A 10242-nucleotide genomic window follows, 5' to 3' on the forward strand; every position below is an offset into this window, starting at 1 on the left:
GGAATAGTTATGACAATAATCGCAGCGATTTTGGTAGGTCTAGTTGCGCTTGAACATCTGTATATCTTGATGCTGGAAATGTTCCTATGGACAACTCCACGTGCAATGAAATCATTTGGAATGACGAAAGAAAATGCTGGAATCACGAAGAGTTTGGCTGCTAATCAAGGGCTCTACAATGGTTTTCTGGCAGCTGGTCTTGTTTGGGGGCTTGTCCATCCAGATGCATCGATTGGGCGGTCGATTGAAATTTTCTTCCTAGTGTGTGTGCTCATTGCAGCCGCATTCGGAGGGGCTACCGCTAAGAAATCAATTCTACTCGTTCAGGGGTTGCCTGCACTAGCAGCACTTGTTTTCGTTCTTCTTTCCTAGCTGAAGAGCTGTAGTTACACAAAAATACTCCCTTTTATTTGCGCGTTTTGCGAATAGAAGGGAGTATTTTTAAATTTATTTGGAAGGAGCTATAGCCTGTCACCTCATACAGAACGCTAGAATCCGCTGTAAGCTTGCTTGAGGGGATCCCAAGGTAAATGCATATCTGTACGTAGTTGAGTCCACTGACGTAAAGCACAGCGACCTAGCGCGGAAGGATGATGGCTTCAGCCGCGAACGAGAGGCTCTATGACGAATGTCGATCTCGCCTCAGGTGAAGATGATTGTTCGCCGCGTACTACCCACCCGTATGAAAGCACAGCCGTTAGACGGCTATACTCTTCTGACGAAAGACTCGCAACGACTGACTCTTGACCCGCCTCGAGCTGCAGCTCAGGTTCCTGTCCAAACACGACAAGTATCCAGCTGGCAATGCCGCGGAGTGTGTTGTATTTAATTTGGTAGCCGTGCCGTACAGCTTGTTCGAACGCACCCGGATCGCTGCTCTCGAGCTCAGTTAAGCGCGCATAGTCAAATTGGAATTTGCTATCGTCTACCGGAAGCTGGTGACTAGTGCGAACCCGTTGAAGTAGCTCGTCTGTGGACCATCCTTGGTTCTTGAGTGATTCTAGGATGAGAGCATCCCATTGCGATAATTTAACTAAACTTGATTCGGAAGTTGGCATATTGGTTCGCTCCTATCTATGCGCATGGCGTTGTTATGAAAGAGACTGCCCAATCGTCATATCGACGATGAGGCAGTCTTTAGCATGTTCAGCGGTGAATCTTACTTGCTCGCTTTATATTTGCTTAGGAAATCCTTCACTTTAGCTGGATCTGCTTTGACTTCTAAGCCTGTTTTGACAAGCGGGCTTAATGTCGAGATCGCTTTGAACTTATTGTTTTTGTAGTAAGCAAGGAATTCGTCTTGATTAATGGAGTGCAGCACAGCTTTTCTCAAGTCAGCACTTTTGGCAATATCACGGTTCTTGGTGTTGAACAGAAGGTACGACACAGCGTTACTAGGCATTGTTTGCAGCAAAAGCTTAGTATCGGCTTTAACAACATCGTACTTAGTCTCGGACACACCGTAGTACAGGTGAATCTCACCACTTCTTAGTGCGGATAGGGAAGCTTCAGCATCTTTGATGAAACGAATTTTGATAGAATCTACTTTTGGCTCATACTTTGTACCCTTCATATATCCAGGGTTTTTGTAGAAGACAGCTTCATAATCATTCTTGTACGACAGGATATAAGGACCGCTTGTTGCCAGCGTATTGTTGTATTTCGCACCTTCGGTAACCCCTGCTTGGTCGCCGTAGGCGATGTCTTTGTTTACATCATATTTGGCTACATCATACGTGTTGATGCTTTCGACTTGTTTCTTGGAGACGATACCAGCCGATTGATGAGCTAAATAGTTCAATACTTGTGGGAACGGCTCAGTCGTTGTCAATTTGACAACTTGATATTTACCTTCTTTGTTGCTCGCTTTCGTTTTGTCAGATACCAAGGAAGAGATTTTGGAGCCTAGCCCTTTTTCCAAGCCTGCTTTGATCGTGTCGGAGCTGCCGGAAATTTTAATGGAATCTAGTACTGCAGGGTCAGTCACAAGCTCAACGTTTTTAATATGTTCATGCAATGTGAATGTGCGGTGATTCGGTACTGAATTTTTGTTTTTAGCACGATTCAACGAGAAGATAACATCTTCTGCGCCTACGCGTTCGCCAGAATCAGCTGCTAGCTTGTTCTTAATTTGTGCAAAGTTAATATCGTCACGCAGTACGAAATAGTAGTCTGAATTCCCTTCAGCAATTGCAAAGTTGTGTGAGAGTGAACCCTCAGCCGTTAGCTTGTCGTCGTCCGTCAAGTTAAGTAGGCGTACATACATGTTTGTGTTAATGATGTTAATCGAACCGTCGTTACCTTTGATCGGATCGAGTGATGTCAAAGAAGGAAGTGTGGATTGCAGAATAATCGGATCTTTCGCGCGTTTAGCGGCATCTTTGAAATCAAGTTCTTCCCATGGGAGGGAGCGTGACTTCGAAAGTCGTACAGACTCTTTTTTCAATACATCTTGATTGAACGCTTGTGCTTTAAGTGAGTTGTAGAGTGGTGCGATGTACGCTTTGTCTAGAACGAGTTGCTGCTCGAATTTTTTGTAAGTCTCTGTATACTGCTCTGGCGTCTGAGCTGCTGCTTGATCAATTAGTTTGTCGATTTCTGGATCGGACATGATGCTGTAGTCGCCGCCAGTTTTAAATAGGGAACGTACCGCATAGTCAGGGTTCCCAGTTACTGTAGTCCAGCTGGATAGGGCAGCGTCGAAGTTACCTGCATCCTGTTGGGCTTTGAACGTACCGTAATCAGGCTGTATGTTCAGCTTAACGTTGAAGCCGTTCTTTGTAAGTTGGTCGCGAACGATGTTAAGGTCCGTTTCGTTAGCGCTCATACCGAGTAATTCGATATCTACAGGCGTAGTATTAGCGGCTGCTGTTGCACCTGCGGATGGTGTTGGTGTTGCAGCGGCTTCGTCTTTAGTTGTGAAATTGCATCCGCTAAGCATCATAGAGACACCGAGGATAACGGGGATGACGACCTTGCTTTTCTTAATCATAGTTTGACCCTCCTAGTAAATTTAAGTATATGAACGCACATTCATTCCATAATCCTTCAAGTTAAATCGTAACGATGAAGTCATGGAGTAAGAATGAATATTCCTAGATGAATAGCTTGTTTAGTCGAGCTTGGGATCAAGCGCATCGCGAAGACCGTCGCCAAGGAAGTTAAAAGACAGCACTAGCGCAATAATGGCTAAGCCAGGATAGATGGCTGTATAAGAGTGAGTTTCGAGATAGGAGCTTCCTACCTTCAAAATATTGCCCCACTCCGGAATATGCGGCTCAACGCCGAGTCCGAGGTAACTTAAGCTGCTTGTCGAGATGATAGCCCCGCCTACGGTCAACGTAGATTTGACAATCATCGGCGCTATCGAGTTGGGTACGATATGCCTAAGTAGGATGATTAGATCGCCTGCACCGAAAGCTCGCGCTGCCTGCACATATTCCAGCGTAGAGACGAGCAACACGTTGGCTCTCATAGTTCGTGCATAGGTTGGGATCGCCCCAATACTAAGCGCAATAATAAGATTAACCGTGTTGGCGCCGAATGCCGCGATGATCGCAATCGCCAATAGAATGCCAGGAATCGCATAAAGGATGTCGAGCGCTCGCATGATGAGATTGTCTGTATTGCGTCCGTAGTAGCCGGATATCGCTCCCAATGTCCCCCCGATGATTACAGGGATCAATGTGGAGAGAATACCCACGAAGAGTGAGATACGTGCACCAAATACAATGCGAGAGAATAGACATCGGCCAAAGTTATCCGTACCAAGGGGATAAGTAAGGCTTGGTGATTGCAGGATAGCTGAGTAGTTATTATCGATAGCTAGCCCATAGTCGAACGTTAAGTAGCTGCACAATGAAATGGCTATCAAGAATCCGATGAACCACAGGCCAAGCATCGAAGTCGTACTGCGGGATAGCCGTTCGACAACCTCGTTTAATTTGGTTCCCGACGAGCCTTCCTTGTTCTGAAGCTTGGTTATCAATAAGATACCAAGTGCAAGAGCGAAGAGATTGCCCGTTAGCGAGGTTGCAAGCACCAGGACGGCGACGATCCAGAACCATTTGGGCAGAAGTTGTTGATCTGCATAGCGGGAGATCAGAAGTAAGCCAAGTATTTGTATGACGCCAGCGAATAAAATGAGAGCCATGCCAGGTACGAATAAATTGGATACATAGGGCTTAAAGACGTTTAACGCCGAAACGGCGAACACGAACACGGTTGTCAGCAGTGCGTAGACTGAGAGCGTGTAAATGGCACTACTCTTACGCTTAATGAGCTGAAAGGCTGCTGTTGCGATGAAAATATTCGCGGTCAGCAAGCTAATTAGCAGTACGTAACCTAGCCAACGCGTGGTGCGACGTATCTCCCCATACTGGAGCAGATCTCTGCGAATCAAGGCCATTGTCCCCAATTGGAGCAGAGCGAAGACCAAGTAGGAGACAAAGGCAGCGAAAACGACTGAATTCGTAGCCAAATGTGCACCTTCGAAGCTGTTAATCAACAGAACCAACGCCAAGCTTAAGGTGGCGATTCCGGCAAAGCTGGCCTGTCCGTATTCGGAGCAGGTCTGTAATCTGAAGTGAATGTCCTGTTTACTAAGTATCGGTTTCGTCACGTTGGTCACCTGCTAGTATTGTTTCATTTTGGAACGGATTCTTGGATCAAAAAAAGCGTATAGAATGTCGATGATGACATTTACGATAGAGATGGTGATAGCGGTATAGACGACACCGCCCATAATGGCGGGAATATCGGGGATAAACTGTTTGTCCACGATGTAACTCCCAATTCCGTTGATATTAAAAACTTTCTCCGTAACAGCAGCCCCACCCAGCATCCCACCGAACTGTAGTCCGATGACTGTGATAATCGGGATTAGCGCATTGCCCACGGCGTGCTTCCACAAGACTTGTCTGCGAGAGAGTCCCTTCGCCCGGGCCGTAATAATGTAATCCTCGTGGATGACCTCCAATGTGGAAGAACGTGTCATCCGAGCGACTGCCGCTGTCAGTCCTGTCCCTAAGACAATGATTGGCATAATCATCGTTAAGGCGTTCTGCGGGTTATAGGTAGCAGGCAGCCAGTGCAGTTTGATTGAGAAATTCAAGATAAGAACCAAACCTTGCCAGAAGTTAGGGATCGACAAGCCGATCAGTGCAATTAACATGAACGTGTAGTCCACAAAAGAATTTGGCCTTGTGGCCGAGATCAACCCAATCGGCAGTGCGATCAATACCGCTATTATCGTAGAGATAACAGTGAGCGTAAGCGTTACAGGAAATTTCGCAGCAATGGAGGTTGTGACAACTTCGTTGCCTGCGAAAGATTTGCCTAAATCGAAGGTGATAATCCCTCGAAACGTGTCCCACAGTTGAACTAGATAAGGTTGATCCAATCCGTATAGCTTATTGAACGAAGCAATCTGCTCTGCTGTAGCGGTTTCTCCAATAATGTTAGCCGCTGGATTCATAGGGGACAGATATAGAATCGTAAAGACGAGAAAGGCGACGCCGAATATGACGAAAACGGTCATCACGAGCCGCTCCATAATATATTTGAGATAGGCGTTGCTATAGACGAACATCAGTGCATACATGAGAACGCCAGGTATTATGGATAAAGCAAGAAACGCAGGGTTTCGGATCAACTGGGTGAACGTATCCGCATAGGTGATCTTCGACTTAGTGTTTCCCTCTTGCGCCGCTTCAAGTTGACTCAGTAGCGCTTCCTTGAATTTGATCGCCGTAATCTGATTAGCTTCACGTTCCAGCTTCTCAAGTGTAACGGATTGACCAAAGAATTGGTGCTTGCGTTCAAGTTGTTCCTTCGTCTCTTCGAAAAGTCGATCTCGATAGCCGGAGGACGTCCATTGCTGTTCTAGCTTGTCCAGCGCAACCTTGTGCATACTATGCTTCTTACTGTACAGATAGACAGAATAGACGATTAGGTGCAAGGGAGCTCCCACAAGCAGTAGCAAAAAACGGTAAGTAGGATGCAATAGCATTTTGAAAAAGAGGTTCCCGAGTCGATCGACGAGTAGGGATTCTGTAGCTGCAGTGTGCCCGGTCAAGTTCGTGTGCTCCTTTGTCGGTCAGTTTTTATATTGCATTATTCCGATCGATATAGTAGATTTTAAGAGTGGTAACGAAAAATGTCAATGAAAGTCGAAAAATTGTTTATTTTATTTGAATTATATAATTTATTTATCGTTGCGATATAATTAACTTATATTTTAACATGTATTTACGCATGATAGAAACTTTCTTTTCAAGTTTATCCCAACTCAAAGGTGATTATATGACATCCATTTTAGAAGTGAAGCAATTGTCAGTTTCTTTTTACGCTCGCGATAAGGAGGTTGAAGCGGTTCGAAATGTAAGCTTCTCCGTTTGCGAAGGAGAGACGCTGGGCATCGTAGGAGAATCCGGCAGCGGGAAAAGTGTTACTGCACGTACGATCATGCGGTTATTGCCGTCCCCGCCTTCGATGGTGAAGGGAGGACAGGTCCTCTTTCAAGGCCAGAACCTAGCTGATAAGTCAGATCTGGAGATGGAACATATTCGCGGTCGCGATATCGGGATGATCTTTCAAGATCCGATGTCCTCACTTAACCCGACGATGCGCATTGGTCGGCAGATTGAAGAGAGCCTAATCAAGCATCGGGGATTAGGGAAACAGGAAGCACAGCAGGAAGCCATCGAGATGCTGAAGCTAGTTGGAATCCCTTTCCCAGAAACACGCTACTATCAGTATCCCCATGAGTTTTCCGGTGGTATGCGTCAACGGGTAATGATTGCAATCGCGCTTGCTTGCCGGCCGTCGCTGCTTATTGCGGACGAGCCGACCACATCGCTTGATGTCACCATTCAGGCGCAAATTTTGAATCAGATGAAAGAAATTCAGCGGAAGCTTGGCACGTCTATTATTTTGATTACCCATGATCTAGGTGTCGTGGCAGGTATGTGTGATCGGGTCGTGGTTATGAAGGATGGCGAGGTTGTGGAGACGGGCACGACAGAAGAAATTTTTTCTGCACCGAAGCATCCTTACACGATACGACTGCTGAATTCACTGCCTAGGCTTGATGAGAAAAAGAAACCTAAGCTGGTCTCCGCTGTGAGTCGTTCAGCAGATGAGCGTCCCTTGCTTCAGGTTAGATCACTGAAACAACATTTCAACTTAGGTAAGGGTCAGATCATCAAAGCCGTCAATGATATCAGCTTTGATATCCGTGCGGGGGAGACACTTGGTGTTGTTGGAGAATCAGGGAGTGGTAAATCCACCACAGGCCGAACGATTTTACGCTTAAACGAGGCAACGGGTGGAGAAGTGCTCTACAAGGGGATCTCACTTAACCGATTATCCCGCGGTGAGATGAAGACGATGCGACGCTATATGCAGATGATCTTCCAGGATCCGTATGCTTCATTGAATCCACGTATGCGCGTTGCCGACATCATTGGGGAGGCACTTGACCTTCATCGGATGACGAAAAGCAAGTCTGAGCGTCAGCATAGGATCGAGGAATTGCTAGAGATGGTTGGACTTAGCGCAGCTCATGCTATGCGTTACCCGCATGAGTTCTCTGGCGGACAGCGGCAGCGAATCGGCATCGCACGAACATTGGCAGTAGAGCCGGAATTTATCGTTTGCGATGAGCCTTTATCGGCGCTGGACGTATCTATTCAGGCACAGATCGTTAAACTTCTGGAGGAGCTGCAGCAGAGGTTAGGGTTGACATACCTATTTATCGCGCACGACCTCTCGATGGTCAAACATATCAGTGATCGTGTGGCGGTAATGTATAAGGGCAAAATCGTAGAGCTAGCGGAGAGCGAAGAGTTGTATGCGAATCCGTTGCATGCGTATACCAAGTCACTGCTTGCGGCCATTCCTGTACCCAATCCAGCGATAGAGTCTCGCAAGAAGTTCGTGCCGCTCCTCGATCCGTCCATTCAAGATCCGTACGGGTTGGACCGTTCGCGATTTGTTGAAGTGCAACCTGGGCATTGGCTGGCTGTAGCAGACTAACATAAACATACGATGAGAAGCGTGTCTCTTCATACAGAAGAGACACGCTTCTTTTTTTGCTTTTTACGAGGGAGCATGGGATGAATAAAAAGACGAACGATTTGTTATAATTTACCCTATAAACGTTCGTCTTTTTTTATTGACACTTGCCCAATTCTTCAATAGAATATGAAATTGGATAACAGTTTTTCGTATAATCTCGGGGATTGGCCTGGGAGTTTCTACGAGATCACCGCAAATGATCTGGCTACGAAAAAAAGGAACGGTATCCCTATGAGTTTTTTCTGTAACTTCACTTTTTGAAGGCAGCCCTCATATGGACGGCTCCTTTTTCGTACCCGGAATCAGACACCACGATTCCGGGTTTTTTGCTGTTGGCCGGAAAGCATATAGGGACACGTTGCTTCACACAACCTTGCTAAACGCGTTCGTCCTAGAGGGATGATAAAGGCGTTTATCTGTGGTTCCCCACCATTCATTAGGAGGAGTAGGAAGATGGATTTGGATCGGTTTTTTAAGTTGAAACAAAATGGCACCACCGTAAGAACAGAAATCATGGCGGGGATCACGACGTTCATGACCATGGCTTACATCCTAGCAGTAAATCCAGATATCCTGAGTGCTTTTAAAACAGGAGCAACTGGTGGAGACTGGACCTCTGTGTTTTTAGCAACAGCTATCGCGGCAGGCGTCATGACGATTGCGATGGGGCTTTTCGTTAATTTCCCTGTAGCTTTAGCTCCGGGAATGGGTTTGAATGCGTACTTCGCGACGATTATCTTGACATCACAAGGTAAATTTACGTTTTCGATGGCTCTCACAGCCGTGTTTATTTCGGGGATTATCTTCATCATCCTTACGATTACGAAAATGCGTCAAATGCTTCTAGTCGCTATCCCAGATAGTTTGAAGCATGCGATTACAGTGGGAATTGGTTTGTTTATCGCGATGATCGGCTTTAAAAACAGCGGTATCCTTACTGTAGCCGTTGAATCAGGTACGGATATTAAAGCACATCAATTTACGGATGTTCTTTCTTTTGAAACTATTTTCCATATGGGTTCATTAGAAAATAAAGGTGTTATTTTAACACTCGTCGGAATTTTGTTGATTTCTATTTTGCTGGTAATGCGTGTGCGTGGCGCGATTTTATTCGGGATTCTAGGAACGACTGTAGTCGGCTATTTCATGGGTATGGTTGATTTAGCTACATTAACTAGCAGTGATACAACATGGGTACCGGATATGTCAAAGCTGCGTTTCGCAGATTTTGATTTCGCAGGCATTATGACAACAGGAATCGTTTCTGTTATCGTTACTTTCACGTTCGTTGAGCTATTCGATACATTCGGTACAATGGTAGGAACAGCGAATCGTGCTGGTATTATGAAGAATAAAGAAGAGGGTACCAAACGCGTAGGTAAAGCGATGTTCGTTGATGCAATTGGCGTCAGCGGTGGTGCATTAGTTGGAACGAGTACAGTAACAGCGTTTGTAGAGAGCTCAGCAGGTGTAGCCGAGGGTGGTCGCACAGGTTTAACAGCAGTATCTACAGGTGTGTGTTTCTTGCTTGCCCTGTTCTTAGCACCAATTGTTATGCTAATCCCGGGTTCTGCAACTGCGGCTGCATTGATTGTGGTAGGTGTTCTAATGGTTCAATCCATTAAAGAGATCGACTTCCAAGACTTCGTTATCGCGATCCCAGCGTTCCTGACAATTGTATTAATGCCTTTCACATACAACATTGCAAACGGGATTTCCTTCGGTATCGTTACTTATGTAGTTCTTGCTGCAGCAGCTAATGCGAGTGGCAAAAGTGAGAAAAAATACAGTGTCCACTGGTTAATGTGGGTACTAGCTGTACTAATTATTGCTCGATACGTCTTTATTGGAAGCCAAGGTTAAAAGAAGGTAAGGCTCTGGTGCATCATGCGCCAGGGCCTTTTTAATTGTCGTTTTTTACCATGAGATAAAAACTTGCATTCCCTTGGAGGATTTGTTATATTACTCCTTGTCGCTTCGGCGGTCGAACGAAAGAACGAATGAACGAAAGAAAAATTCTGAAAAAAGTTCTTGCATTCGAATAAGCTGATGTGGTATATTACTTCTCGCTGCTTCGGTAACACGGCAGTGAACGAAAGAAATTGATCTTTGAAAACTGAACAACGAGTGAGTAAGCACAGTCGAGTAATCGACTATAAAAGA

General features: G+C 45.7%; 7 protein-coding genes and 1 riboswitch. Of the genes, 3 read left to right on the forward strand and 4 right to left on the reverse strand.

Features of this window, described 5'->3' with window-relative positions:
* Window positions 1–9 precede the first annotated feature (9 nt).
* Window positions 10–372 carry a DUF1304 domain-containing protein gene (locus AC58QT_RS35345; RefSeq protein WP_497413033.1) on the forward strand — a complete coding sequence of 121 codons (363 nt, stop codon included), beginning with the start codon at window positions 10–12 and terminating at the stop codon, window positions 370–372.
* 227 nt (window positions 373–599) lie between these two features.
* Here AC58QT_RS35345 and AC58QT_RS35350 read toward each other — a convergent pair whose 3' ends face one another.
* The 4 genes from AC58QT_RS35350 to AC58QT_RS35365 form a co-directional block, all read right to left on the reverse strand.
* The gene (locus tag AC58QT_RS35350; RefSeq protein WP_497413034.1) at window positions 600–1058 is read right to left on the reverse strand and encodes a hypothetical protein; all 459 of its coding nucleotides are present in this window, start codon (window positions 1056–1058) and stop codon (window positions 600–602) included.
* A 101-nt stretch (window positions 1059–1159) separates the two neighbouring features.
* Window positions 1160–2992 (reverse strand): ABC transporter substrate-binding protein, encoded by a 1833-nt coding sequence (locus AC58QT_RS35355; protein ID WP_497413035.1) that lies wholly within the window; start codon window positions 2990–2992, stop codon window positions 1160–1162.
* A 120-nt stretch (window positions 2993–3112) separates the two neighbouring features.
* Window positions 3113–4621 carry an ABC transporter permease gene (locus tag AC58QT_RS35360; protein ID WP_497413036.1) on the reverse strand — a complete coding sequence of 503 codons (1509 nt, stop codon included), beginning with the start codon at window positions 4619–4621 and terminating at the stop codon, window positions 3113–3115.
* Window positions 4622–4633: 12 nt separating this feature from the next.
* Window positions 4634–6076: an ABC transporter permease gene (locus AC58QT_RS35365; RefSeq protein ID WP_497413037.1), complete on the reverse strand. Its 1443-nt coding sequence runs from the start codon at window positions 6074–6076 to the stop codon at window positions 4634–4636.
* A gap of 227 nt (window positions 6077–6303) precedes the next feature.
* Here AC58QT_RS35365 and AC58QT_RS35370 point away from each other — a divergent pair, with 227 nt between their 5' ends.
* Entirely contained in the window at window positions 6304–8037 is a 1734-nt protein-coding gene (locus AC58QT_RS35370) for an ABC transporter ATP-binding protein (RefSeq protein WP_497413038.1), read from the forward strand.
* Between the two features lie 169 nt (window positions 8038–8206).
* A riboswitch (purine riboswitch) is annotated at window positions 8207–8307 on the forward strand.
* Window positions 8308–8538: 231 nt separating this feature from the next.
* Entirely contained in the window at window positions 8539–9942 is a 1404-nt protein-coding gene (locus AC58QT_RS35375) for an NCS2 family permease (RefSeq protein ID WP_497413039.1), read from the forward strand.
* The last annotated feature ends 300 nt before the right edge of the window (window positions 9943–10242 follow it).

Source organism: Paenibacillus sp. J31R109 (assembly GCF_059692055.1).

Coding starts and splice junctions, on each gene's coding strand:
- AC58QT_RS35350 (WP_497413034.1), bottom strand. CDS start 1,058: ATGCCAACTTCCGAATCAAGTTTAGTTAAATTATCGCAATGGGATGCT.
- AC58QT_RS35345 (WP_497413033.1), top strand. CDS start 10: ATGACAATAATCGCAGCGATTTTGGTAGGTCTAGTTGCGCTTGAACAT.
- AC58QT_RS35355 (WP_497413035.1), bottom strand. CDS start 2,992: ATGATTAAGAAAAGCAAGGTCGTCATCCCCGTTATCCTCGGTGTCTCT.
- AC58QT_RS35370 (WP_497413038.1), top strand. CDS start 6,304: ATGACATCCATTTTAGAAGTGAAGCAATTGTCAGTTTCTTTTTACGCT.